Raw genomic sequence first — 25,608 nt, forward strand, 5'->3', positions numbered from 1 at the left:
CGGCACACAGAGGTGCCGGATAGCGTGGAGTCGCCTGAACATGACCTCGACTGGAGTCCCGTCCCGATCGGAGCTCGCCACCCGCCACGATGCCGGTGCCGGCCGCACGGCCAGTCCCGAACAAGCTCGTGACGAATTGATCGAACGGGCCGCCGCCAACGCCCCCGAGCTGGCCGACCTGATCCGCCTGTACTACCGCCACGTCCCCGCCGAGGAAGTCAACGACGACGACCCGGTGGACCTGGTGGGGGCGGTTCGCTCGAACTACCAGCTCGCCGAGACCCGGGTACCGGGCCGGCCGGTGGTGCGCATCCTCAACCCGACCCGCGTGCACGACGGCTGGACGTGTCCGGCGACCGTCGTGCAGGTGGTCACCGACGACATGCCCTACCTGGTGGACTCGGTCGCCTCCGAACTCACCCGGGGCGGCGTGCAGGTGCAGCGGGTGGTCCACCCGATCGTGGTGGTGCGCCGGGACCCGGTGACCGGCGTGTTGAACGAGGTTCTGCCGACCGCCGACCCGGCCGACCCGCCGCCGGACGCGCTGGCCGAGTCGTGGATGTACATCGAGGTCGACCTGCTCACCGACCCGGACCGGGCGCGGGAGCTGGAGACCAAGCTGCACACCGTCCTCAACGACGTCCGCGAGGTCGTCGAGGACACCCGCAAGATGACCGGCACGGCCCTCCAGCTCGCCGAGCACCTCCAGACCTCGCCGCCGCCGCTGAGCGCGGCCGAGGTGGACGACGGCGCGCGCCTGCTGCGCTGGCTGGCCAACGACCACTTCACGTTCCTGGGCTACCGCCAGTACGAGCTGGTCCGCGACGACCCGGCGACCGGCGGCGAACCCGCCCTGCGCGCGGTGCTGGCCAGCGGGCTGGGGGTGCTCAGACAGGACAGCCTCGCGGCGCGCAGCCTCACCGCCGGGCCGGACGCGGGCGCGCAGGCCCTGTCGCCGGAACTCCTGGTGCTGACCCAGGCCAGCGCCCAGTCCAGCGTGCACCGCTCGGTCTACCCGTACTACGTGGGCGTCAAGACGTTCGACGCGCAGGGCAACGTGACCGGCGAGCACCGGTTCCTGGGCGTGTTCTCCACGACCGCCCTGCACGAGGACGTGCTCGACATCCCGGCCATCGAGCGCCGGGTCCGCGACGTCATCCACCGCGCCGGCTTCCCGCTGCACTCCTACTCGGGGCAGCGGATGCTGGAGGTGATCCAGGACTACCCGCGCACCGAGCTGTTCTCGGTCGACGCGGAGACGCTCTACCAGAACGTCACCGGCGTGATCGCGCTCGCCGAACGCCGCCGGCTGCGGCTGTTCCTGCGCCGCGACCCGTACGGCCGGTTCTTCTCGTGCCTGGTCTACCTGCCGCGCGACCGCTACACCACCACGTCCCGGCTGGCCATGCAGGAAGTGCTGATCGCCGAGCTGGGCGGCCTGAACCTGGAGTACAGCGCGCGCGTGGGCGAGTCCGCGCTGGCCCGCGTGCACTTCACCGTGCACACCGACCCGAGCCGGTCGGCCGAGGTCGAGCCGGACACCACCTACGTGCAGCAGCTGCTGGCCGAGGCGGTCCGCTCGTGGGACGACCGCATGGTGGAGGCCGTCCTGGACGGCCACGGCGACGGCCAGGGCCTGGGCACCGAGTCCTCCTCCGAGCAGGGCCTGCGGTTCGCCGCGGCGTTCCCGGAGGCGTACAAGGAGGACTTCACCGCCGCCGAGGGCCTGGCGGACTTCCGCCGGATCGAGGCGCTGGCCCAGGGCGACCTGGCCATGCAGTTCTACGTGCCGCGCGACGCCGAGCCGGGCGAGCGCCGGTTCAAGCTGTTCCTCGCGGGCGAGCGGCTGACGTTGTCCGACGTGCTGCCGATGCTCCAGCGCATGGGCGTGGTCGTGGTCGACGAGCGGCCCTACGAACTGGTCCGCGACGACGGCACCGAGTGCTGGATCTACGACTTCGGCCTGCGCATCGACCAGTCGACGCTGGACGAGCTGTCCCAGGACGACCTGGAGGCGGTGCGCACCCGCTTCCAGGACGCGTTCGCCGCCGCGTGGCGCGGCGAGGCCGAGGTGGACGGCTTCAACACGCTGGTGCTCAAGGCCGGTGTGACCTGGCAGCAGGCCGGGATGCTGCGCGCCTACGCCAAGTACCTGCGCCAGGCGGGCACCCCGTACAGCCAGGACTACATCGAGGACGCCGTCCTCGGGCACACCGAGGTCGCCAAGGCCCTGGTGCGGCTGTTCGAGTCCCGGTTCGACCCGGCGCTGGACGACGCGCAGCGCGCCGCCCGCACCGACGTGCTGGCCGCCGAGATCACCGCGCTGATCGACGACGTGACGAGCCTGGACGCCGACCGCATCCTGCGCAGCCTGCTCACGCTGGTGCAGGCCACGCTGCGCACGAACTACTTCGTCCGCGACGCCGACGGCAACCCGCGCCCGTACCTGGCCGTGAAGCTGAACCCGCGCGCGATCCCGGACCTGCCGCAGCCTCGGCCGCGGTTCGAGATCTTCGTATACTCGCCGCGGATCGAGGGCGTGCACCTGCGGTTCGGGCCGGTGGCCCGAGGCGGGCTGCGCTGGTCCGACCGCCGTGAGGACTTCCGCACCGAGATCCTGGGCCTGGTCAAGGCGCAGGCGGTGAAGAACGCGGTGATCGTGCCAGTGGGCGCGAAGGGCGGCTTCGTGCTCAAGAAGCCGCCGACGCCGACCGGTGACCCGGGCCTGGACCGCGAGGCGTTCCTGGCCGAGGGCATCGCCTGCTACCGGCAGTTCATCTCGGGCCTGCTGGACCTGACCGACAACCTCAGCTCCGGCACGGTCGTGCCCGCGCCGCAGGTGGTCCGGCACGACGGCGACGACTCGTACCTGGTGGTCGCGGCGGACAAGGGCACCGCCCAGTTCTCCGACATCGCCAACGAGGTCTCGAAGTCCTACGGGTTCTGGCTGGGCGACGCGTTCGCGTCCGGCGGTTCGGTCGGCTACGACCACAAGGCCATGGGCATCACCGCCAAGGGCGCGTGGGAGAGCGTGAAGCGGCACTTCCGGGAACTGGGCACCGACACCCAGACCGAGGAGTTCACCGTGGTCGGCGTCGGCGACATGTCCGGCGACGTGTTCGGCAACGGGATGCTGCTCTCCGAGCACATCCGCCTGGTGGCCGCGTTCGACCACCGGCACATCTTCATCGACCCGGACCCGACGGCCGCGCCGTCCTTCACCGAGCGCAAGCGGCTCTTCGAGCTGCCGCGCTCCTCGTGGGACGACTACGACCGCGCGCTGATCAGCGCCGGCGGCGGGGTGTGGGCGCGATCGGCGAAGTCCATCCCGCTCAGCGACCAGGCCCGCGAGGCCCTCGGCCTGCCCGAGGGCGTGACAAAGCTGTCACCGCAGGAGCTGATGAAGGCGATCCTGCTCGCGCCCGTCGACCTGCTGTGGAACGGCGGCATCGGCACCTACGTGAAGGCGGGCGTCGAGTCGCACGGCGAGGTCGGCGACAAGGCCAACGACGCGATCCGGGTCAACGGCTCGGACCTGCGGGCCAAGGTGGTCGGCGAGGGCGGCAACCTGGGGCTGACCCAGCGCGGCCGGATCGAGTTCGCCCGCACCGGCGGCAAGGTCAACACCGACGCGCTGGACAACTCGGCGGGCGTGGACTGCTCCGACCACGAGGTCAACATCAAGATCCTGCTCGACGAGCTGGTCCGGGAGGGCAAGCTCGACCAGGACCAGCGCAACGAGCTGCTCGGCCAGATGACCGACGAGGTCGGCGACCTGGTGCTGGCCGACAACTACTCGCAGAACGCGGTGCTGGGCGTGTCGCGCGCCCACGCCGCGCCGATGCTGTCGGTGCACGCCCGCCTGGTCGCGGACCTGGAGCAGCGCGGCGTGCTGGACCGGGCGCTGGAGGCGCTGCCCGGCGTCGCCGAGTTCAAGGCGCTGGAGAAGGCCGGCGACGGCCTGACCTCGCCGGAGCTGGCGACCCTGCTCGCGCACGTGAAGCTGGCGCTCAAGGAGGAGGTCCTCGCGGGCGACCTGCCGACCATCGACGTGATGGCCCGCAAGCTGCCCGACTACTTCCCCAGCGAGCTGCGCGACCGGTTCGCCGAGTCGATCGGCGACCACCCGCTGTCCCGCGAGATCATCACCACGGTGCTGGTCAACGAGGTCGTGGACGGCGGCGGCGTGTCCTACGCGTTCCGGCTGGCCGAGGAGATCAGCGCGTCCGCCACGGACGCCGTGCGGGCTTACACGATCGTGACCGCGATCTACGACCTGCCGGCGCTGTGGCGCGACATCCGCGCGCTGGACAACGTGGTCCCGACCGATGTGCAGGACGACATGGTCCTGGAGACCCGCCGCCTGCTCGACCGCGCGTCGCGCTGGCTGCTCACCAACCGCCCGCAGCCGCTGGCGGTCGGCTCGACCATCAGCCGGTTCGCGGGCGTGGTGGGCGAGCTGGCGCCCAAGACCCTGGACCTGTTGCAGGGCCGGGAGAAGGAGTCGGTGGTCGCGCACGTCGAGCGGCTGGTCGGCTCCGGGGTGCCGGTGGAGCTGGCGCGGCGGATCGCGGCGCTGCTGTTCACCTACGGCCTGCTGGACGTGACCGAGGTGGCCGAACTCGCCGAACGCGAGGACGACCACGGCATCGGCCCGGAGCGCACGCACCCGGAGACCGCGGAGCTGTACTTCGCGCTGTCGGACCACCTCGACGTGGACCGGATGCTCAGCTCGGTCAGCGGTCTGGAACGCGGCAACCGCTGGCACGCGCTGGCCCGGCTGGCGCTGCGCGACGACTTCTACTCGTCGCTGCGCTCGATCACGATCGACGTGCTGCGCTCCGGCGAGCCGGGCGAGCCGGCCGCCGACAAGATCGCGGCGTGGGAGCAGGCGAACGCCTCCCGCCTCGGCCGGGCCCGCGCGGCCCTCGCCGAGATCAACCGGGTGAGCCGGCTGGACCTCGCCACCCTCTCGGTGGCCGCCCGCCAGGTCCGCAGCATGATCCGCTGAAGCCGGGGGCCGGGCCTCCCACGAGGCCCGGCCCCCTCCCGCCCCGCCGACCCGACCCCCGACCTGAGCCGCAAAAGTTTGCAGGCAGGCCATGAAGTTTGCGGGCAGGCCATCGGCCGCGCCGCACCCGTCGACCCGCAAGTGCCGGCGGCGCACTGATCACCCGAGCGCGTAGTGGGCGTCACCGCGCGCCCGACTTGCTGAAAACTCTTGCAAAGTATTTCATGGCGTCCGCACCCCCTCGGAAGGACGGACACCCCATGAGCCAGGACTGGTGGCGCGAAGCCGTCATCTACCAGGTCTACGTCCGGTCGTTCGCCGACTCGGACGGCGACGGCGTCGGCGACCTGCCCGGCATCCGCTCCCGCCTGCCGCACCTCGCCGACCTCGGCGTGGACGCCGTGTGGATCACCCCCTTCTACGCCTCGCCGATGGCCGACGGCGGCTACGACGTCGCCGACTACCGCGCGGTCGACCCGTTGTTCGGCACGCTGGAGGATGCCCGCGCCCTGGTCGCCGACGCGCACGACCTCGGGCTGCGGGTGATCGTCGACCTGGTGCCCAACCACACCTCGTCCGCGCACGAGTGGTTCCGCCAGGCGCTGGCCGCCGCCCCCGGCTCCCCGGAGCGCGCCCGCTACCACTTCCGCGACGGCGTCGGCGACCAGCCGCCGAACGACTGGGAGTCGGTGTTCGGCGGCCCGGCGTGGACCCGCGTCCCGGACGGCCAGTGGTACCTGCACCTGTTCGCCCCCGAGCAGCCCGACCTGAACTGGGACCGCGCCGAGGTGCGCGAGGAGTTCCTGGACGTGCTGCGGTTCTGGCTCGACCTGGGCGTGGACGGGTTCCGCGTCGACGTCGCGCACGGCATGGTCAAGGCCGACGGCCTGCCCGACGTCGGCCGCACCGGCCAGATCGGGCTGCTGGGCACCGAGGCGCTGCCGTACTTCGACCAGGACGGCGTGCACGAGATCTACCGCGACTGGCGCAAGGTGCTCGACTCGTTCCCCGGCCAACGGGTCGGCGTGGCCGAGGCGTGGACGCCCGGACCCGAGCGCACCGCCCGCTACCTGCGCGCCGACGAGCTGCACCAGGCGTTCAACTTCCACTACCTGACCACCGAGTGGGACGCCGCCGCGCAGCGCTCGGTCGTCGACGCCTCGCTGGCCGCCATGGCCCCGGTCCAGGCCCCGACCACGTGGGTGCTGTCCAACCACGACGTGCAGCGGCACGCGACCCGCTACGGCAGCGCGGCCCGCGCCCGCGCCGCCGCGCTGCTGATGCTCGCGCTGCCCGGCTCGGCCTACGTCTACCAGGGCGAGGAACTGGGCCTGCCGGAAGTCCTCGACCTGCCCGAGCACGTGCTCCAGGACCCGGTGTGGGAGCGCTCCGGCCACACCGACCGGGGCCGCGACGGCTGCCGCGTGCCGATCCCGTGGACGGCCGACGGCCCGTCGTTCGGATTCGGCGACGTCGCCCCCTGGCTGCCCCAGCCGGCCGACTGGGGCGCGAAGAGCGTCCAGGCCCAGTGGGGCGACCCGGAGTCGGTGCTGGAGCTGTACCGGGCCGCCCTGCGGATCCGCCGCGACCACCCCGACCTCGGCGCGGGCACCCAGGTCGAGTGGCTCCCGGCCCCGGCCGACGTGCTCCGGTTCCGGCGCGGCGGCTTCACCTGCACGGTCAACCTCGGCACCGCCGCGGTCGACCTCCCGACGGACGGTGACGTGCTGCTCACCTCCGGCGACTGCCCCGCCGGCGGGACGACGATCACGGTGCCGGCGGACACGGCCGTGTGGGAGTCCCGGCCGTAAAGTCACCCGATGTGACAGCACGGCTCAGTGACATCGCCGACCAGGCGGGCGTGAGCGAGGCGACGGTCAGCCGGGTGGTCAACGGCAAGCCGGGCGTCTCGCCCACGACCCGCCAGGCGGTGGTGGCCGCGATGGACGTCCTCGGCTACGAGCGCCCGCCCCGGCTCCGACAGCGCAGCGCCGGCCTGATCGGCCTGATCACCCCGGAGCTGAACAACCCGATCTTCCCGGCGTTCGCGCAGGTCATCGAGCAGGTCCTGACCCGTGACGGGTACACGCCGGTGCTCTGCACGCAGACGCCCGGCGGCTCGACCGAGGACCAGCTCACCGAGATGCTGGTCGACCGGGGGGTCACCGGGATCGTCTTCGTGTCCGGCCTGCACGCCGACACCACCGCCGACATGGACCGGTACGTGAAGCTCGCGGGCCGGGGCGTCCCGTTCGTGATGGTCAACGGCCACACCGACCGGGTGTCCGCGCCGTTCGTGTCCGTCGACAACCGGGCCGCCGTCCGGCTGGCCGTCTCCCACCTGCTGGAACTCGGCCACGAGCGGATCGGTCTGGCCGTGGGCCCGCCCCGGTTCGTGCCCACCCAGCGCATGGTCGAGGCGTTCACCGCCCTCGGCCGCCCCGGCGAGCTGGTCGAGCACTCCCTGTTCACCGTCGAGGGCGGCCAGGCCGCGACCGACGCGCTGCTCGACCTCGGCTGCACGGCCGTGGTCTGCGGCAGCGACCTGATGGCGTTCGGCGCGATCCGCGCGGCCCGCCAACGCGGCCTGCACGTGCCGCGCGACGTCTCCGTCGTGGGCTTCGACGACTCGCCGCTGATCGTCTTCGCCGACCCGCCGCTCACCACCATCCGCCAGCCCGTGGACAAGATGGGCCAGGCCGCCGTGCACGCCCTGCTGGAGGAGATCGGCGGCACCCCGGCCCCGCACGCCGAGTTCGTGTTCCAGCCCGAACTGGTCGTCCGAGGCTCGACCGGAGCCCGCCCCCGATGAGCAGCACCGACCTGGCCCCGGCCGACGCGCTGGCCCGCCGGATGCGCGCCCAGCGCCTCTCCCACCCGGCCGAAGACCTCACCGAACTGCTCGACGCGACCTTCGCGTTGCAGGCCCAGGACGTCCCCGCGATGGCCCTGGCCGCCCGAGCCCGAGGCGTCGAGTCCTTCGAGGGCCGGTTCGTGCGCACCTGGGCCATGCGCGGCACCCTGCACCTGATCGCCTACGACGACCTCTGGGTCCTGCCGTTGCTCAAGCCGTCGGTCCTCGCGTCCACCCGGAACCGCCGCAACCAGCTCGGCCTCACCGACGAGCTGTGCGAACGCGGCATCCGCGCCCTCTGCGAGGTGCTGACCGAACCGCTCACCCGCGCCGAGGTGGTCGACCGGCTGGCCGAAGTCGGCTTTCCCCTGGACCCCACCACCCAGGCCCCGGCACACCTGCTGATGTACGCGGCCGTGTCCAGCTTCCTGCACCGCGGCCTGGACGACCGCTACCAGATGTTCGACGACGTGCCGTGGGCGGACGGCACCGTGGAAGACCTCTGGCGGCGCTACCGCCGGGCGTACGGCCCGGCCACCGCGGCGGACTTCGCGGTCTGGAGCGGCCTGCCCAAACGCGAGCTGCGCGACCTCCCGGACATCCCCGCCGAACGCGCGGACCCCGACGGCACCGTCCGCATGCTCGGCCACTTCGACCCGTACCTGCTCGGCTACAAGGACCGCTCGCTCGCCCTGGACCCGGAGTTCGCCCCCCGCATCCAGACCGGCGGCGGCTTCCTGACCCCGCACGTGGTCGTGGACGGGAAGGTGGTCGCCACCTGGCGCAAGACCCCGACCGGCTTCGAGGTCCACCCCTTCGTCCGGGACCACAGCATCGACTCCGACCACTCCATCGATCCCGACCACCGCATCGACTCCGACCACCGCATCGACTCCGACCACCGCATCGACCCCGACCACCTGCGGGAAGAGGCCGACCGGTTGGCCGGGTTCCTGGGTACGGGTGCCGACTTAACCTGGCGGTAGCACGCGGATAGGGTCAACGCCACCGGAAGCTACCGCAGGAGGCGCGTTCAAGTTGGGTGTGTTCGTCACGGGTGTGCGTCCGCGCTGGTCGGATATGGACGCGTTCGGCCACGTCAACCACGCCAACACGGTTACCCTGCTGGAGGAGGCCCGGATAGACCTGCTGTTCACCGAGGCCGCCCGGCACGGCGTGCCGGACATGGCGCACGGCGTCGTGGTGGCCCGCCTGACCGTCGACTACCTGACACCCCTGGTGTTCACCGGTGACGAGATCGTGGTGGAGATGTCCGTGCGTGAGCTGAAATCGGCTTCCTTCACGTTGGACTACTCGGTGCGCAACGGCCGCCGTGAGGGCAGTCCCGTGGTCGCGACCGCGGAAACCCTGATGGTGCCCTACAACCTGACGGCCGGACGCCCGCGCCGTCTCCTCGAAGCCGAACGCGACTTCCTCGCGGGCTGGCGTGCCGGAGGTAACGGTGCCTGAGCTGGTGCTCGCCGATCCCGCCGAGCGGGACGACCTGGGCGCGTTCGTGGCCCGCGCGGTGCGGCTCGACGCGCAGAGCGTCGTCCGCCTGCGCAACCGCCCGAACGGCGACCTGCTGGACGCCTGGGTGGCCACCCCGTTCGACGCCCTGGCCACCCGCACCGTGGCCGGCCGGGTGACCCCGGCCGACGTCACCGTGTCCGGCAGCGACCTGCTGACCGGCCTGGCCGTGGTCCGCAGCGAAACCGTCGACCCGGGCCCCGCCCGCGACCTGATGTGGCGCACCGCCCTGCCGCCCGCCGAGGGCTGGCTCCCGGTCGACCGCCTGCCCGGCGACGTGGTGTCCGAGCTGGCCGAGCAGGGCGTGGCCGTGGCCCGCGAGAACAGCGGCCCGCACGGCACCCCGCCCGCCTCCCTGCTGGACCAGACGGTGCTGACGGTCAGCGGCTCGGGCCTGGACGTGAAGGTCCCCCTGCGCTGCCTGTTCGCCCTCTCCGGCATGGGCTTCCTGGGCGGCGACGACGTCCGCGTGACCGCGACCGACTCGTGGCTGCGCATCGACGCCCGTTTCGGCGCGGTGGTCCGCCGCCGTCACTCGATGCTCCCGCTGCTCGTCTGACCACCGAGCCGGGTCAGACCACGACACCCGGACCCGGGCCACAAACACACCGAGCCCCGAACAACCCCCCACCAGGGGGCCGTTCGGGGCTCGTTGCCCATAAGGCTTCAGGCTAGTGCGCGTTAGGCGCAGTCGCCGGCCCGTCAGACCAGCCAGACCGCCGTGTCCGGGGGCAGCTGGTTGCCGTCCATGGGCCCGCTGGAGAGCAAGATCTCACCCGGCGGCAACGGCACCGGTCCACCCGACGTGTTGAGCGCGCAGATCAGCCCGCCACCCTTCCGCCGGAAGGCGAAGCAACCGGCCGGCGCGCCGTACCACTCCACCTCGTCCCCCGAGATCGACGGGTGCGACTTCCGCAGCTCCACCGCGTGCCGGTAGAGCGACAGCATCGACTCCGGGTCCTCCAACTGGGACTCCGCCGTCAACCCCGCCCACTCGTTCGGCTGGGGCAGCCACGTGCTCACACCCTCCGAGAAGCCGAACGGCGGCGTGTCGCCCTCCCAGGGCAGCGGAACGCGGGCCCCGTCCCGTCCGCGCTCGGTGTGGCCGGAACGCAGCCACGTCGGGTCCTGGAGCGCCCAATCCGGCAACTCCACGTTCGGCAGGCCCAACTCCTCGCCGTTGTACAGGTACACGACCCCCGGCAGCGCCAACTCGACCAACGCCATGGCGCGCGCTCGCCGCACACCCAGCGAACCACCGCCGTAACGGGTCACGTGGCGCACCACGTCGTGGTTGGACAGCGTCCACGTGGCAGGCGTGCCGTAAGGCGCGACAGCGGCCAACGAGTGGTCGATCGCCGTACGCACCGCGTCCGCGTCGAACGGGGCCTCCACCAGCCGGAAGTTGAAGCCCAGGTGCAGCTCGTCGGGCCGGATGTAGCGGGCGAACCGCTCGTCGTCCATCACCCAGATCTCGCCCACGGCCATGCGACCCGGGTACTCGTCGACGACCTTGCGGATCAGCCGGTGCACCTCGTGCACGGCGTCGTTGTCGAACCGGGGGTCGCCCGCGACCACGCCCGGCCCCTGCGTCAAGACGCGCGGATCCATGTTCGGCAGCCCGTAAGGCTTCGCCATCCCGTTCGCCACGTCGATCCGGAAGCCGTCCACACCCCGGTCCAGCCAGAACCGCAAGGTCCGGGTCAGGTCGGCCGGGACCTCCGGGTTGTCCCAGTTCAGGTCGGGCTGCTCGGGCGCGAACAGGTGCAGGTACCACTGCCCGTCGGCGACCCGCGTCCACGCCGGACCGCCGAACACGCTGGTCCAGTTGTTCGGCGGCTGGGACCCGTCGTACCCCTGCCCGTCGCGGAAGAAGTACCGGTCCCGCTCCGCGCTGCCCGGCGCGGAGCGCAGCGCGGCCTGGAACCAGGCGTGCCGGTCACTGGTGTGGTTGGGGACGACGTCGACGGTGACGCGGATGTTGTGCTCGTGGGCCTCCGCGACCAGCCGGTCGAACGCGGCCAAGTCGCCGAACAGCGGGTCGACGTCACGGGGGTCCGCCACGTCGTAGCCGTGGTCGGCCATCGGCGAGGTGTAGAACGGCGTCAACCACAGCGCGTCGACACCGAGCAGTTCGAGGTAGCCGAGCCGGGACCTGATGCCCTCCAGGTCGCCGACCCCGTCTCCGTCAGAGTCGGCGAACGACCTGACGTAGACCTGGTAGAAGACGGCGTCACGCCACCAGGCGGAGTCGTCGGCGATCTCTGGTTGGAGGTCGGAGGATCGTCGCACGAGATGTCATCCTGCCACCCGCAACGCCGAACCCGTCCCCGTTCGAGTGATCAACAATCACACCCAGGCGTTCATGAGGCTGTTCGCGGCCATCTCCAGGTACGCCCAAAGCTGGTCACGGTGTTCGGGCGTGATGTCCGCCTCGTCCACCGCGACACGCATGCAGCGCAACCACGCGTCCCGCTCAATGGGACCGATCACGAACGGTGCGTGACGCATCCGGAGCCGAGGGTGGCCACGCTGATCGGAGTACGTGTGCGGCCCACCCCAGTACTGCATGAGGAACAACCGGAACCGCTCTTCGGCGGGCCCGAGGTCTTCCTCGGGGTAGAGGGGCCGGAGCACCGGATCGTCGGCCACCAACTCGTAGAACCGCGCGACGATCTTGTGAAACGTCTCGTACCCGCCCACCGCTTCGTAGAAGTTCTCCGCGCTGCTCACCCCACCATCCTGCCACTCACCGAGACCACCCACGGCCACGCCCGCACACCCGTGCGCGCGCAGCGCACACACCCAGCCTCGCGTCGTGTCATCCCCGTATGGCCCGCGCGCCAGCGAACCGCGCTTGGCCAGGGTGTGCAAGCACGTCCTTCGCTTGCACACCCTGGCCAAGGGTGGTTGTCTCCGACCGGGCCATACGGGGATGACACGACGCCCGCCCGTTCTCTTGTCATCCTTGGCGGCTCGCCCGTCCGGCGAGGACGCTTTTGGCTCTCGTTTGGGCGTCCCGGGACGTCGGATTACTGAACGTGCGTGGACCGAATAAAAACGACGACCAACGCTTCCAGAACACCTGGTCAGCACGCCTCTTCCCCGCACAGGCGGGGGTGATCCGCCCCGGCGAAGCCGACCACCCAAGAGCCCGCACTCCTCCCCGCACAGGCGGGGGTGATCCCAGCGTTGGGAGAGGGGTACGCCCGTCATCGGCGCACTTCCCTGCGCACGCAGGGTGACCAGGAGCTGGTCGCGGACGAGTGGTCGTCAAGGCACTCTTCCCCGCACGGGGGTGGTCCCGCAACGGACAGCACGACCAGCGGAGCCGCCAACTCCTCCCCGCGCCTACGGGGATCGCCGATACGATCCCAAGATCGTCATTTCCCCGCGCACGCGGGGGTGACCCGCTCGCCGCCGATCTGACCCGGCCGAAGCTGACTGCTTCCCCGCACACGGGGGTGAACCGGCGATAAAGCGGCCGTGTGGGTAATGGCCCAGTTCTTCCCCGCTCCTGCGGGGGCCGTTCACCGAGACGTCGAGCACGAGCCCGGCCGCAGTTTCCCGCTCCTGCGGGGGCGGGTTCGACGCCTGGATGAGCAGTTTCAGCGCCTGCCGGCGGGCCTGGGCGTGGCCTCCGGCCCCCGACACCATTATCCCAGCACCCACCGACAATCAGACGCACCGAAACTGAGAGTGCCCGCCGACAATCGCGTGCGCCGACCCCGGGAGCGTCGAACTCCGGCGAGTGCCGAACGCCGAGCCGTCAGACCTTCGAGCGGCCAGACCAGGCCAGACAACGCCAGGCCAGACAACGCCAGGCCAGACAACGCCAGGCCAGACAACGCCAGACCAGGTCACGGAGCCCGTCACGCCGCCCGGCGTCACGCCTTCAGCGAAATGCCCGCGTCGTCCAACGCCGGCATCAACTTCGCCCGCAACGCGCGCTGCACCGCCCACTGACGGCCAGGCCGGACCTTCACCGTCACGCGCATCGTCATCCCCTCGGGCGTCACCTTCTCCACGCCCAACACCTGCGCCTTGTCGATGACGTCCTTCTCCAGCGACTCCTCGGCCACCGCCGCCTCCGCCGCCGACGTCAGCACCTCCGTCGCCGACGCCAGGTTCGCCCCGTACGCCAGCGGCAGGTCGACCACCGCCACGGCGAAACCCTGCGAGGAGTTGCCGACTCGCAGGATCTCGCCGTTGCGGACGTACCAGACCGTGCCGTTCGTGTCACGGATCGTCGTGATGCGCAGGCCGACCGACTCGACCGTCCCGGTCGCCGGGCCGAGGTCGACCACGTCGCCCACCCCGTACTGGTCCTCCAGCATCATGAACATGCCGGACAGAAAGTCCTTGACCAGGTTCTGGGCACCGAAACCGACCGCCACGCCGAGGATGCCCGCCGAGGTCAGGATCGGCGCGGGGTCCATGCCCAGCTCGGTCAGCACCTGGATGAACGCGATGCCGAACACCACGATCGTGGTGACCGACTTGAGGACCGAGCCGATGGTCTTCGCGCGCTGCTCGCGCCGCTCCGACACCAGGACGCCCAACGCCTGGGGCGCGCGTTCCCGCAGCGGCCGCAGCAGCTTGGGCTTGCGCTCCTCGGACGAACTCCTGGTCAGCCGATCGATCAGCCGTCGCAGCAGGAACCGGAGCACGACGGCGATCAGCACCGTCAACGCGATCCGCAACGCGCCTTCGGCGATCTTCGGCCCGTTGACCACCCACCAATCGACCGCCAGCGTCGACTCCACGTCCACCGACCCATTCCTCCTCGACGTCTCACATCTCAGACCCGCTGCGATCTCGGGCCATCTTCAGATCATCTCGGACCATCTCCGACGAGTCCGCGCCCCGGGCGAACTCCAGACCGGTCGCTCCGGCCAGGAAGGTCAACTGGTCCACGGCCAGCCCCACCGATCGGCTCACCGATCGTCCCGCGTGCCCCACCTCGGTCTCCCGGCGCAACAACACGGGGTGCTTCGTCGGGTCGCTCGCCGTCGCGTGTTGTAGCGCGGCGCACATCTTGCGGGCGTGGTTGGGGTCCACGCGGCTGTCCGACTCGAACACCGTGAACAGCACCGAAGGGTACTCAACGTCGGCGCGGACGCGGTGGTACGGGGAGTACGAGAGCAGCCAGGCCAGTTCTCCGGGCACCGCCGCGCTGCCGTACTCCTCCGCCCACAGCCTCCCGAGCAGGAAGTTCTCGTACCGCACCATGTCCAGCAGTGGCGCCGAGCACACCACGGCCCGGTACAGCTCCGGACGCTGGGTCAGCGCCGCGCCGACGAGCAGGCCGCCGTTGGACCCGCCCATGACCGACAGTTGCTGCGGCGTGGTCCAGCCGTCCGCGATCAGCCGCTCGGCCGCCGCGTGGAAGTCGTCGAACACGTTCTGCTTGTGCTCGCGCATCCCGGCCCGGTGCCACTGCTCGCCTTCCTCGTCGCCGCCGCGCAGCGACGCGTGCACCCACACGCCGCCCGCTTCGACCCACGCCAGCGCGGTGGCGCTGTACCCCGGGCCGCGCCCGACCGCGAAACCGCCGTACCCGGTCAGCAGGGCGGGCCTGGGCAGGTCGGGGTGCTGTTCGCCGGACACCACGAACATCCGGACCGCCGTGCCGTCGGCCGACTCGTAGACGACCTGCTGGGTGGTCACCTCCGGCAGCACGGCCGTGCCGGGCGCGGCGGCGTGTAGCGTGGTCGTTTTGCGGGACAACGAGAACCGGTAGACCGACAGCGGCGTCACGAAATCCGAGAAGCCGAACCACAGCACGTCCCGGTCGACCGGCGTCGCACTGTCCACAGTGGACCAGCCGTGCAGCGATCCGGTGCCCGGCAACGGGATCTCTCCCAGGTGCGCGCCCGACGACGGGTCGTGCAGGTGCAGTTCGGACACCGCGTGCCGGGTGCGCAGCAGCACCAGCGCACCGTCCAACCAGGTCGCGCCGTCCAGCACCGAGTCGGGCTGCTCGGGTACCAGTTCCGTCCACCGCGCCGGGTCGCCGGGGTCGGCCGGGTCGGCCACGCACAGCCGGAAGCGCGGCGCGTCGAGGCTCGTCCGCAGGTACAGGCGGTCCTCCTCGACCCACGCCGAGCACTGCGCGCCCGCGTCGGCCAGGATCACCGGCCGCAGTTCGCCCGTGCCGTGCAGGTCCGCGATCCACACGGAGTCGCGGCGGACCGTGCCGGGCGCGCCGCTCACGATCAGCCACCGGCCGTCGTCGGTGACCGACAGCCCGTAGTAGTAGGTGTGGTCCAGGTCGTCGCCGTGCACGTTCACGTCCGTCGCCGGGTCCGTGCCGACCCGGTGCCGCCACACGCGACGGTGGAACTGCCGTTCGTCCTCGGGCACCAGTTCGGGGTCGACGCGCCGCACGTAGAAGAACTCCTCGCCGCCCGGCAGCCAGCCGACGGGGGAGTACCGGCACCGGTCGATCGGGCCTTCCACCAGCTCGCCGGTGGTGACGTCGAGCACGTGCAGCAGGGAGTGCTCGTCACCGCCCACCGACACCTGGTAGGCCAGCCGGTCGCCCTCCACGGACGGTGACCACCGGTCCAGCGTGGTCCGCCCGGTGGGGTCCAGCTCGGTCACGTCGAGCAACACCCGTTCGACGCCGTCTTCGAGGACGTAGAGCACGGGGTAGTCCTGTTCCGGTCCGCGCCGGGTGTAGAACGCCCGGCCGGCGCGCCACACGGGCGTGCCCACGGCACCGGTGCGCATCAGCTCGGTCAACCGCTCGCCGAGCGCGCCACGCCCGGGCAGGGCGTCGAGCCAGGAACGGGCGAGCGCGTCCTGGCGGCCCGACCACTCGGTGGTGCGCGGGTCGGCCGGGTCCTCCAGCCAGCGGTACGGGTCGGCCACCGGGTGTCCGTGCAGGTCTTCGACCAGGTCGAGCCGTTCCGCGGCGGGGTAGGTGATCGTCGCAGGCAGGGCTGCGGGAGATGGGTCCGTCACCCCGCCGAGCGTAGCGCGGGAAGTGAAAACCATGTCCGATAGGGGCTGGTTCACCGAAGTTTTGACCCCGGGCCCATGACGCGTCACATATCACGCGTGATTTTTGGGGGTGATCTGTGGTCTGCTATGCCTGAACCGGTGGAGGTGGTCGCGTGCCAGACCGACAACCCACCCCGATCGGCGCCCTGGCGAGCACCGGGATCGCGCCGTCGGCACCGTCCGGCCAAAAACAGCCTGTTGTGCACGCCGTGCACGCTGTGGTCGACGGGGAGGGGGCCGGTCCGGCGCCCGTGGTGTTGCCCTGGGGAAGACGGAAAGTCCTGCTGCTGAACGCCACTTTCGAGCCCTTGACCGCGCTGCCGCTGCGGCGCGCGGTCGTGCTGGTGGTGTGCGGCAAGGCGGAGGTGGTGCACGGCGACCCGGCGGGTGCCGTCGTCCACTCGTCGACGGCCGAGGTCGTGGTGCCGTCGGTGATCAGGTTGAGCAGTTACGTGCGGGTCCCGTACCGGGGCCGGGTGCCCCTGACCCGCGCCGGTCTCATGCACCGGGACCGGTATCGGTGCGCGTACTGCGGCGGACGCGCCGAGACGATCGACCACGTGGTGCCGCGCTCCCGAGGCGGACCCCACTCCTGGCAGAACTGCGTGGCCTGCTGTGCGAAGTGCAACCACCGCAAGGCCGACAAACTGCTGTCCGAACTGGGCTGGCGACTCCGGGTCGTGCCGAACGCGCCGCGCGGGCCGCACTGGCGGCTGCTGGCGGGCGTCACCGAGGCCGACCCGCTGTGGCTGCCCTACCTGGGCGAGCCGGCGGCGTAGGTCACGCGGCCAGGGCCAACTCGTCCTGCGCGGTGATCCGGACGCTGTCGCGCGCCGTGATGCGCACCGAGTCGCGAGCGGTGATGCGCACGGAATCCCGTGCGGTGATGCGCACGCTGTCGCGGGCGGTGATGCGCACCGAGTCGCGATCCGTATCGCGAGCCGTGATGCGCACGCTGTCGCGAGCCGTGATCCGAACCGAGTCGCACGCCGTGATCCGGACGCTGTCGCGGGCCGTGATGCGCACCGAGTCCCGTGCGGTGATGCGCACGGAGTCACGCAGGGGCTCGCATGCCGTGATGCGGACGCTGTCCCGCGCGGTGATCCGAACCGAGTCGCGAGCGGTGATGCGGACGCTGTCGCGGGCCGTGATGCGCACCGAGTCGCGAGCGGTGATGCGCACGGAATCCCGTGCGGTGATGCGCACGGAGTCACGGAGGGGCTCGCATGCCGTGATGCGGACGCTGTCCCGCGCGGTGATGCGCACCGAGTCGCGATCCGTATCGCGAGCCGTGATGCGCACGCTGTCGCGAGCCGTGATGCGCACCGAATCGCGCGCTGTGATCCGGACCGAGTCGCGTGCCGTGATGCGCACGGAGTCCCGCGCGGTGATCCGGACCGAGCCGCGCCCGGTGATCCGGACCGAGCCGAGCGCCGTGATGCGCACCGAGTCACGGTCGGCGTCACGCGCGGTGATGCGCACCGAGTCCGCAGCGGTGATCCGGACCGACCCCAGGGCAGTGATGCGGACCGAATCGCGCAACGCGGTGATGCGCACAGAGTCACGATCCATGCTCCGAACAGAGTCAAGCGAGGTGATGCGAACGGAGTCACGCGCGGTGATGCGCACCGAGTTGGAGGTCACGTCCGGACGCTGAACAGGCGTAACTGACTCGTCCATCCGGGTGTACGACGAACGAGTGAGGGCGGGGGCCTGGTTGCGGTTCACGGTGTACATGTCGTGTCCTCCGAGACTCATCGGGCGGGAATTAGTATCCGGAAAGGGATGCGCAAGACCCGTACAGGTGAAAAGCTAGAAGCCGAGTGGGCGGAGGACAAGACGCCAAACCGGCCGCCATTCGCCTCCTTCCGGGGGAAGGCCGAACGGGTGTACTCACTGCGACAGTAGAACTGTTCGGTTACTACTTTCGGCAACTATGGACACCGTGCGTAGCGTGAGGTCTGGTCGAGGGTCGTCCGGATCACAGACGGGGCGTCGCACGTGGGCAGATCGATCGGCGTGAGGGGTGTCCGAACCGGACAATTCCGCCTGCTGACAGGTGCTTGGGTCACGTCGTTGGTGGGCGACGGCGTGCGCACCGTGGCGCTCCCGCTCTACACCGCGGTGAGCACCAGGAGCCCCCTGGCGGCGTCGGCGGTGGCGGTCGCGGTGGTCCTTCCCTGGCTGGTGGTAGCGCTCCCAGCAGGCGTTCTGGTGGACCGCTGGAAGCCCCGTCTCGTGGTCGCCGTCGCACACACGTTCAGGGCGGTCGTCACCGGGCTGCTCGCCTGGGCGGTGTTCACGGAAAGCGCGACCGTCGCCGTGCTGTGCGCCGCCGGCTTCCTCCTCACGAGTGCGGAGACCTTCGCCGACTCCGCCTCCCAGGTGCTGCTCGTCGAACTCGCCGGACCCGACGACCTGGAGGAGGCCAACGGCCGGTTCGTCACCGCCGAGACCGTCGGCATGGACCTCGCCGGCCCGCTCGCGGCCAGCCTCCTGTTCTGGTGGCACCCCGCGGCGTGCTTCGCGCTGGACGCGCTGACCTTCGTCGTCGCCGCGCTCTTCGTCGTCCGGCTGCCCGAAGTGGACCGCCACGAACACCCGTCTCCCGGCACTTTGCGGTCTCAATTGGCAGAAGGCGCAGGCACGCTGTTCCGGGTTCCCGGGCTTCGGGTCCTGGTGCTCGCGGTCGGCATCACGGCGGTGTGCGCGGCGGGCGTCAACGCCATGCTCGCGCTCTACTCGATCAACGTCCTCGGCCTGCCCGAGCAGTTCGTGCCGTGGCTGGTGGTGGTGATGGCGCTGGGCGCGCTGGTCGGCGCGCGGCTGAGCCCGCGACTGGCTCCGCGACTGGGCGCCGGGCCGGTCATGGTGGGCGCGCTGGCCCTGCTGGGCGTGGCGTTCGCGGTGTTCGGCGCGGTGTCGCTGCTGCCCGTCGCGATCGGCGCGGTGTTCTTCTTCGGGCTCGCGTCGGCGGGCTGGAACGTGCTGTCCGCGACCCGCCGGCAGCGCCTGACGCCCAAGCCGCTGATGGGTCGGGTGACGAGCGCGTACCGCGTGCTGGCGTGGGGGCTGTCCCCGATCGGGGCCGGTCTGGCCGGTCCGCTGGCCGCCGGGACGTCGCTCGGAACGGTCTACCTGGTGGCGGGCGGGGTGGTCGTGCTGACCGCCGCGGCGCTCGCACGCCCCCTCGCCCGGACGTGACGGGGTGGATCGGTTACCGTAACCGCCGTGACCATCGTGGAGACCGTGCTCGTCTTCGCGCTGATCCCGCTGGCCATCTACGGCGTGATCACGCTACTGACGCTGAGGCCGAAGGCCACCCGCATCGTGCGGTACCGCCCGGGCCAGGAATGGGGCTACGCCCCGGTGTGGTGGAGCGCCAACCCCGGCGGCCTGCCCGCCGACCACCACCACGCCGAGACCGCCCCGGTCTCGGGCCCGACCGCCAGGGGAGGCGCACGTGGCAACTGGTGAGATCGCGCCGGTCCACCCGGCCGAGCTGCCGCTGGGCGCGGCGGTGACCAACAGCGGCCGGGTGTCGGCCGCGAAGATGTACCAGCCGCACCCGCCGGCCCTGCCGTTCACACCGGTCCAGCTGGCCGCGCTGGACGAGGCGATCACCCTCGCCAGCCGGACCACCGGCCTGGACTTCAGCGTGTACCTGGGCGAACTGGGCTCCGAGACGCGCGCGAAGGCCGAGCAGCTGCACGCCGCCACCGAGCGCCCGTCGCACGCGGTGCTGCTGGCCGTGTCGCCGGGCGAGCGCGTGGTCGAGGTGGTGACCGGCGAGGAGTCCCACCGCCGGCTCGCCGACCGCGGCGCGAAGCTCGCGGTGATGAGCATGGTGGCCTCCTTCAAGGAGGGCGACCTGGCCGGCGGCCTGGTGAGCGGCCTGCGGATGCTCACCGACCAGGCCGGTCACGCACCCCGCACCTGACACCGTCCACGAAGGCCGCGTTCCCCGACCGGGGGACGCGGCCTTCGTCGTCCGCCCGCGCGATCCCGAACCGGGACCCGCACGACCCGAAGCCCCGAGCGCCCGATCCCGAAGCGCCCGATCCCGAAGCCCCGGACCGGAAGCGCCCGGACACGGCGAAGGCCGCGCCCCACCAGGGGAGCGCGGCCTCCGGCACGGTCCGATCAGGACCGGTCGAACTCCTGGGCGGCCAGGGCGCGCACGATGCCCGCCCGGCCCTCCGACACCAGCCGGCGCAGCGCGGGCGGGCGTTCCTCCGCCAGCCACGTGTCCGCCGCCGTCACGGTGTCCTGCGCGATCGACCACGACGGGAACAGCCCGACCACCATGGACTGCGCCCGCTCGCTGGAGCGCCGGTCCCACACGTCCGCCACGTCCGCGAAGTACCGCGCCACGAACGGCTGGAGCAGCGCCTTCTGGCCGGGGTGCTGGATGCCCGCGACGACCGCCTCGCTGACCGCGTTCGGCAGCTCGTCGTCGTTCACCGCCCGGTCCCACGCCTCGGTCTTGGCCTCCACGGTCGGCCGCAGCGCCCGTGCCGACTCGGCCCGCCGACGCCCGGTCGCGGTCGGGTCGCGCTCCTCCTCGGCGGCGATCTCGGCCAGGCCCGCCGCGCCGTGCGCGACCAGCGCCTGCAACAGCCGCCAGCGCAGGTCGGTGTCCACGTCCAGGCCCGGCAGCACGTCGGTGCCCTCGTACCAGCCCCGCACCACGGCCACGCCCTCGGCGTCGAGCACCGAGCCCGCGAGCGCGTTGACGAACGCCAGCTGGTGGTCCGAGCCCGCCTCGGCGGCCCGCGCCAGCTCCAGCGTCTTGGCCACGAACCGCCGCCAGCCCTCCTCGCGCCACGACGTGTCCGCGTAGGACGACAGCGCGGTCTGCGCCTGGAGCAGCAGCCGCTGCACCACGCCGACCTCGGTCTCCGCGTGCAGCCCGCCCAGCACCAGGTTGACGAAGTCGCGCGCCTTCAGCTCGGCCTCGCGGGTCATCTCCCACGCGGCCGACCAGCACAGCGTGCGCGGCAGCGGCTCGGCGATGTCGGCGATGTGGTCCACCAGCGACGCCAGCGAGTGCTCGTCGAGCCGCATCGTGCAGTAGGTCAGGTCGTCGTCGTTGACCAGCACCAGCTTGCCGCGCGGCACGCCGATCAGGTCGGGCACCTCGGTTCGCTCGCCGGCCACGTCCAGCTCGACGCGGTGCGTGCGGACCAGCTTGCCGTCCGGGCCGGAGTCGTAGACGCCGATGGCCAGCCGGTGGGTGCGCAGCTCGCCCGCGCCCGGCCGGGCACCGCCCTGGAGCACCGCGAAATCGGTGAACCTGCCGTCCGCGTCCACGGAGTACTTGGGGCGCAACAGGTTCAGGCCGGTGGTCTCCAGCCACTGCGCGCTCCACCAGGACAGGTCGCGGCCGGAGGCCCCCTCCAGCGCGCCGAGCAGGTCGGCGAGCGTGGCGTTGCCCCAGGCGTGCTTGGCGAAGTAGACCCGCAGGCCCGCCAGGAAGTTGTCCAGGCCGACGTAGGCGACCAGCTGCTTGAGGACCGACGCGCCCTTGGCGTAGGTGATGCCGTCGAAGTTGACCTCGACGGCCTGCAGGTCCGGGATGTCGGAGGCGACCGGGTGCGTGGAGGGCAGCTGGTCCTGCCGGTACGCCCAGGACTTCTCGATCTTGGCGAAGGTCGTCCACGCCTGCCGGTACTCGGTGGCCTCGGCCTGCGCCAGCACCGACGCCCAGGTGGCGAACGACTCGTTCAGCCACAGGTCGTCCCACCAGCGCATGGTGACCAGGTCGCCGAACCACATGTGCGCCATCTCGTGCAGCACGGTCTCCGCGCGCCGCTCGTAGAGGTAGCGGGTGACCCGGCTGCGGAAGACGTAGTCCTCCAGGAACGTGACGCAGCCCGCGTTCTCCATCGCGCCCGCGTTGAACTCCGGCACGAAGCACTGGTCGTACTTGCCGAACGGGTACTTGACGCCGAACGCCTTGTGGTAGAAGCCGAAGCCCTGCTTGGTCTCGGTGAACAGCCGCTCGTGGTCCATGTGCGGGGCGAGCGACGCGCGGCAGTAGATGCCCAGCGGGATGGTGGTCTCGCCGTCGGTGAACTCGTCGCGCCACTCGGCGTAGGGGCCCGCCACCAGTGCCACCAGGTAGGTGGACATCGGCTTGGTGCGGGCGAAGACGTGCTTGTCCGCGCCGCCCTCACCGTCCACAGTGGACTCGATCGCGGCGTTGGAGATGACTTTCCAGTCCGCCGGCGCGGTCACCGTCAGGTCGTACACCGACTTGAGGTCGGGCTGGTCGAAGCAGGCGAACATGCGCTTGGCGTCCGCGGTCTCGAACTGCGAGTACAGGTAGACGCCGCCGTCCACCGGGTCGACGAACCGGTGCAGGCCCTCGCCGGTGTTCATGTACCGGCAGTCGGCCTCGACCGTGAGCTGGTTCACCTCGGCCAGGCCGGTCAGCGGCAGGCCGTCGTCCTCGCGGTAGCCGGAGACGTCGAGTTCGACCCCGTTCAACACCGCGCGGTGCACGGTGGCGGCCACGATGTCGACCCACGAGGACGCGCCCGGCGTCCGGCTGCGGAAGGCCACCGTGGTGGTGGAGCGGAACGTGTCCGCGCCCGGCTTGCCGCCACCGTCGGTGAGGTCCAGTTCGATCTGGTAGGAGTCGACTTCCAGCAGCACAGCCCGCTGCTGCGCCTGGTCGCGGGTCAGGTTGGGTGCCGCCACTGGTCACCTCGTCTGCCGGCGCCCTCGTGGTCTCGGCGCCGACCTCGTCGGAACGGGGAAGGTGTCGTGTCGGTGAACACGACAGTCGCATCCAATCACGTGAGACGGCGTTAGGTGGACTCCGTCCGAGGGAAGAGTCCGGGAGGCGGGGTGGTTGGCATGGGTGGACACCGCAGTGGCGGACCGCCCGAGACCCGCCTGAGCACGAGGAGCACCGCACCATGACCACCAAGGTCGACTTCTACTTCGACCCGGCCTGCCCGTACGCCTGGATCACCTCGCGGTGGATCCTGGAGGTGGAGAAGCAGCGCGACCTCGACCTGAACTTCCGGGTGATGAGCCTCTCCGTGCTCAACGAGGGCCGCGACGTCGACGCCGGCTACCGCAACCTGCTCGACCGCGCCTGGGGCCCGGTCCGGGTGGCCATCGCCGCCGCGCGCCACCACGGCGACGAGGTGCTGCGCGACCTCTACACGGCGTTGGGCACGCGCATCCACAACGAGCGCAACAAGGACTACGACGAGGTCGTCAAGCTGGCGCTGGAGGACGTGGGCCTGCCCGCGTCGCTGGCCGAGGCGGCGCACTCGACCGAGTACGACGAAGAGCTGCGCGCCAGCCACCACCGCGGCATGGACCCGGTCGGCCAGGAGGTCGGCACGCCCACCATCCACATCGACGGCGTGGCGTTCTTCGGCCCGGTGCTGACCAGGATCCCGCGCGGCGAGGACGCGGTGAAGGTGTTCGACGGCGCGGTGGCGCTGGCCTCCTTCCCGTACTTCTTCGAACTCAAGCGCACCCGGACGAGCGAGCCCGACTTCTCGTGAGCCCCCGGATGTGACACTCTGAGGCGGGAATCGGCTCAGAGTGTCACAACATCCGGGAGTCAGGTCATGATCGAGGTCGTCAACCCGGCCACCGAAGAGGTCGTCGGCACGGTCCGCGCGGGCACGCCCGGCGACGTGGACGCCGCCGTCACCAGGGCCGCCGCCGCCTTCCCGGCCTGGGCCGCGACCCCGGTCGAGGAGCGCGCGCGGACCGTCCGGAAGATCGCCGAGGGCCTCACCGCCCGGCTGGACGAGCTGGCCTCGACCATGACCACCGAGATGGGCACGCCCATCACGTTCGCGACGAAGGTGCAGGTCCCGAACCCGGTCGGGATCGCCGGCGGGGTCGCCGACGCGCTGGAGGCGGGCTACTTCGCCGACGCCGAGATCGGCAACTCGCTGATCCTGCGCGAGCCGGTCGGCGTGGTCGGCGCGATCACGCCGTGGAACTTCCCGCTCCAGCAGATGGTCGCCAAGGTCGTGCCCGCGCTCGCCGCCGGCAACACCGTCGTGCTCAAGCCCAGCGAACTCGCCCCGCTCACCGCCGACCTGCTGGCCGAGGTGCTCGCCGCGGCGGGCGTGCCGCACGGGGTGTTCGAGCTGGTCCACGGCACCGGCCCGGTGGTCGGCGAGGCGCTCGCCGGGCACCCGCTGGTGGACGCGGTGTCGTTCACCGGGTCGACCCGCGCCGGTCGGCGGGTGGCCGCGCTGGCCGCCGAGACGGTCAAGCGGGTCGCGCTGGAGCTGGGCGGCAAGTCCGCCAACGTGGTGCTCGACGACGCCGACCTGGCCCGCGCGGTGAAGATCGGCGTGGCCAACGCGTTCATGAACAACGGCCAGGCGTGCAGCGCGTGGACCCGGCTGCTGGTGCCCGCGGACCGGCACGACGAGGCGCTGGAGGTCGCGGTCGCCGCCGCCGCGAAGTACGTGCCGGGCGACCCGGCCGCGCCCACCACCCGGCTCGGCCCGGCGGTGTCCGCCGCGCAGCGCGACCGGGTGGTCGACCACATCCGGCGCGGTGTCGAGCAGGGCGCGGTGCTCGCCCTGGGCGGCCCGGACGCGCCCACCGAACGCGGGTTCCACGTCGCGCCGACGGTGTTCGGCAACGTGCGGCCGGACATGGCGATCGCCCAGGAGGAGATCTTCGGCCCGGTGCTGTCGGTGCTGCCCTACACCGACGAGGACGACGCCGTGCGGATCGCCAACTCCACCATCTACGGGCTCGGCGGCGCGGTGTTCTCCGCCGACCCGGAACGCGCCCTGGCCGTGGCCAGGCGCCTGCGCACCGGGCAGGTGGACATCAACGGCGCGGCGTTCAACACCTCGGCCCCGTTCGGCGGCTACCGGCAGTCCGGCAACGGCCGCGAGTTCGGCCGGTTCGGGCTCGACGAGTTCACCGAGGTCAAGTCGGTCCAGCGGTAGCCGACCGGGGTCCGCGGGCCGGTACCGCCCGGGACCCCGATCGCATCCCCCCTGACGTCGGCGCGCTCGCGGGAGCGCCGACGGGCCGCGCGTCCACGCTTCGGGCCGAGCACGACCCCCGTGGAGGACCACCGCGTCCTGCCCGTCGATCGCCGCTGGGGAGAACAGCCCCGCCGCGCGCACGACGTCGTCCCGATCTCCGGGACGGGTACGAGCCTGCCGGGTCCGCCTCCCCCGGCACACCGGGGAACTCC

The 25,608-nt window shown here is 71.5% G+C and carries 18 protein-coding genes; 12 read left to right on the plus strand and 6 right to left on the minus strand.

Going from position 1 to position 25,608, the window contains the following annotated elements:
* The first annotated feature begins 40 nt into the window (after positions 1 to 40).
* The 6 genes from AC0HI0_RS42660 to AC0HI0_RS42685 all read left to right on the plus strand — a co-directional run bounded on the left by AC0HI0_RS42660 (position 41) and on the right by AC0HI0_RS42685 (position 9,954).
* The gene (locus AC0HI0_RS42660) at positions 41 to 5,011 is read left to right on the plus strand and encodes an NAD-glutamate dehydrogenase (protein WP_480929149.1); all 4,971 of its coding nucleotides are present in this window, start codon (positions 41 to 43) and stop codon (positions 5,009 to 5,011) included.
* Positions 5,012 to 5,271: 260 nt separating this feature from the next.
* Positions 5,272 to 6,822, plus strand: coding sequence for a glycoside hydrolase family 13 protein (locus tag AC0HI0_RS42665; RefSeq protein ID WP_480929150.1), 1,551 nt, complete (start codon positions 5,272 to 5,274; stop codon positions 6,820 to 6,822).
* A gap of 11 nt (positions 6,823 to 6,833) precedes the next feature.
* Positions 6,834 to 7,823 (plus strand): LacI family DNA-binding transcriptional regulator, encoded by a 990-nt coding sequence (locus AC0HI0_RS42670; RefSeq protein WP_480929151.1) that lies wholly within the window; start codon positions 6,834 to 6,836, stop codon positions 7,821 to 7,823.
* The gene (locus tag AC0HI0_RS42675; RefSeq protein WP_480929152.1) at positions 7,820 to 8,851 is read left to right on the plus strand and encodes a DNA glycosylase AlkZ-like family protein; all 1,032 of its coding nucleotides are present in this window, start codon (positions 7,820 to 7,822) and stop codon (positions 8,849 to 8,851) included. The genes AC0HI0_RS42670 and AC0HI0_RS42675 overlap by 4 nt, the downstream gene beginning before the upstream one ends.
* 52 nt (positions 8,852 to 8,903) lie before the next feature.
* Entirely contained in the window at positions 8,904 to 9,335 is a 432-nt protein-coding gene (locus AC0HI0_RS42680; protein WP_015098769.1) for an acyl-CoA thioesterase, read from the plus strand.
* Positions 9,328 to 9,954 carry a DUF8010 domain-containing protein gene (locus AC0HI0_RS42685; protein WP_480929153.1) on the plus strand — a complete coding sequence of 209 codons (627 nt, stop codon included), beginning with the start codon at positions 9,328 to 9,330 and terminating at the stop codon, positions 9,952 to 9,954. The genes AC0HI0_RS42680 and AC0HI0_RS42685 overlap by 8 nt, the downstream gene beginning before the upstream one ends.
* 143 nt (positions 9,955 to 10,097) lie before the next feature.
* On the opposite strand, the gene AC0HI0_RS42690 is transcribed toward AC0HI0_RS42685, so the two are convergent.
* From AC0HI0_RS42690 to AC0HI0_RS42705, 4 genes are all read right to left on the minus strand, one after another.
* Positions 10,098 to 11,687, minus strand: a complete 1,590-nt coding sequence (locus tag AC0HI0_RS42690) for a glycoside hydrolase family 13 protein (RefSeq protein ID WP_480929154.1) — start codon at positions 11,685 to 11,687, stop codon at positions 10,098 to 10,100.
* 57 nt (positions 11,688 to 11,744) lie between these two features.
* Entirely contained in the window at positions 11,745 to 12,128 is a 384-nt protein-coding gene (locus AC0HI0_RS42695) for a globin (RefSeq protein WP_480929155.1), read from the minus strand.
* A 1,154-nt stretch (positions 12,129 to 13,282) separates the two neighbouring features.
* Positions 13,283 to 14,167 (minus strand): mechanosensitive ion channel family protein, encoded by an 885-nt coding sequence (locus AC0HI0_RS42700; RefSeq protein WP_480929156.1) that lies wholly within the window; start codon positions 14,165 to 14,167, stop codon positions 13,283 to 13,285.
* A 22-nt stretch (positions 14,168 to 14,189) separates the two neighbouring features.
* Complete coding sequence (locus AC0HI0_RS42705; protein WP_480929157.1) at positions 14,190 to 16,364, minus strand: prolyl oligopeptidase family serine peptidase; 2,175 nt, start codon at positions 16,362 to 16,364, stop codon at positions 14,190 to 14,192.
* A 152-nt stretch (positions 16,365 to 16,516) separates the two neighbouring features.
* Between AC0HI0_RS42705 and AC0HI0_RS42710 the strand changes: the two genes are divergently transcribed.
* On the plus strand, positions 16,517 to 17,182 hold the full coding sequence (locus tag AC0HI0_RS42710) for an HNH endonuclease (RefSeq protein ID WP_480929158.1): 666 nt from the start codon (positions 16,517 to 16,519) through the stop codon (positions 17,180 to 17,182).
* 1 nt (position 17,183) lies between these two features.
* Here AC0HI0_RS42710 and AC0HI0_RS42715 read toward each other — a convergent pair whose 3' ends face one another.
* Positions 17,184 to 18,140, minus strand: a complete 957-nt coding sequence (locus AC0HI0_RS42715) for a hypothetical protein (protein WP_480929159.1) — start codon at positions 18,138 to 18,140, stop codon at positions 17,184 to 17,186.
* A 282-nt stretch (positions 18,141 to 18,422) separates the two neighbouring features.
* Here AC0HI0_RS42715 and AC0HI0_RS42720 point away from each other — a divergent pair, with 282 nt between their 5' ends.
* From AC0HI0_RS42720 to AC0HI0_RS42730, 3 genes are read left to right on the plus strand one after another with little or no spacing between them, the layout of a single operon-like run.
* Complete coding sequence (locus AC0HI0_RS42720; protein WP_480929160.1) at positions 18,423 to 19,607, plus strand: MFS transporter; 1,185 nt, start codon at positions 18,423 to 18,425, stop codon at positions 19,605 to 19,607.
* Positions 19,608 to 19,634: 27 nt separating this feature from the next.
* Positions 19,635 to 19,880: an aa3-type cytochrome oxidase subunit CtaJ gene (ctaJ, locus tag AC0HI0_RS42725; RefSeq protein ID WP_480929161.1), complete on the plus strand. Its 246-nt coding sequence runs from the start codon at positions 19,635 to 19,637 to the stop codon at positions 19,878 to 19,880.
* Positions 19,867 to 20,343, plus strand: a complete 477-nt coding sequence (locus AC0HI0_RS42730; RefSeq protein ID WP_480929162.1) for a DUF5130 family protein — start codon at positions 19,867 to 19,869, stop codon at positions 20,341 to 20,343. The genes ctaJ and AC0HI0_RS42730 overlap by 14 nt, the downstream gene beginning before the upstream one ends.
* Before the next feature lie 203 nt (positions 20,344 to 20,546).
* Here the strand turns inward: AC0HI0_RS42730 and pepN are convergent, their stop codons facing one another.
* Positions 20,547 to 23,108: an aminopeptidase N gene (pepN, locus tag AC0HI0_RS42735; protein WP_480929163.1), complete on the minus strand. Its 2,562-nt coding sequence runs from the start codon at positions 23,106 to 23,108 to the stop codon at positions 20,547 to 20,549.
* Positions 23,109 to 23,329: 221 nt separating this feature from the next.
* Between pepN and AC0HI0_RS42740 the strand changes: the two genes are divergently transcribed.
* Both AC0HI0_RS42740 and AC0HI0_RS42745 read left to right on the plus strand, forming a co-directional pair.
* Positions 23,330 to 23,932, plus strand: coding sequence for a mycothiol-dependent nitroreductase Rv2466c family protein (locus tag AC0HI0_RS42740; protein ID WP_480929164.1), 603 nt, complete (start codon positions 23,330 to 23,332; stop codon positions 23,930 to 23,932).
* Between the two features lie 66 nt (positions 23,933 to 23,998).
* Positions 23,999 to 25,354 (plus strand): aldehyde dehydrogenase family protein, encoded by a 1,356-nt coding sequence (locus AC0HI0_RS42745; protein WP_480929165.1) that lies wholly within the window; start codon positions 23,999 to 24,001, stop codon positions 25,352 to 25,354.
* Positions 25,355 to 25,608 lie beyond the last annotated feature (254 nt).

The organism is Saccharothrix sp. NBAS 001, from assembly GCF_056640475.1.

Excerpts from the sequence above, each read along its gene's own strand:
- AC0HI0_RS42665 (WP_480929150.1), top strand. The coding sequence starts at position 5,272 with ATGAGCCAGGACTGGTGGCGCGAAGCCGTCATCTACCAGGTCTACGTC.
- AC0HI0_RS42675 (WP_480929152.1), top strand. The coding sequence starts at position 7,820 with ATGAGCAGCACCGACCTGGCCCCGGCCGACGCGCTGGCCCGCCGGATG.
- AC0HI0_RS42660 (WP_480929149.1), top strand. The coding sequence starts at position 41 with ATGACCTCGACTGGAGTCCCGTCCCGATCGGAGCTCGCCACCCGCCAC.
- AC0HI0_RS42740 (WP_480929164.1), top strand. The coding sequence starts at position 23,330 with ATGACCACCAAGGTCGACTTCTACTTCGACCCGGCCTGCCCGTACGCC.
- AC0HI0_RS42715 (WP_480929159.1), bottom strand. The coding sequence starts at position 18,140 with ATGTACACCGTGAACCGCAACCAGGCCCCCGCCCTCACTCGTTCGTCG.
- AC0HI0_RS42745 (WP_480929165.1), top strand. The coding sequence starts at position 23,999 with ATGATCGAGGTCGTCAACCCGGCCACCGAAGAGGTCGTCGGCACGGTC.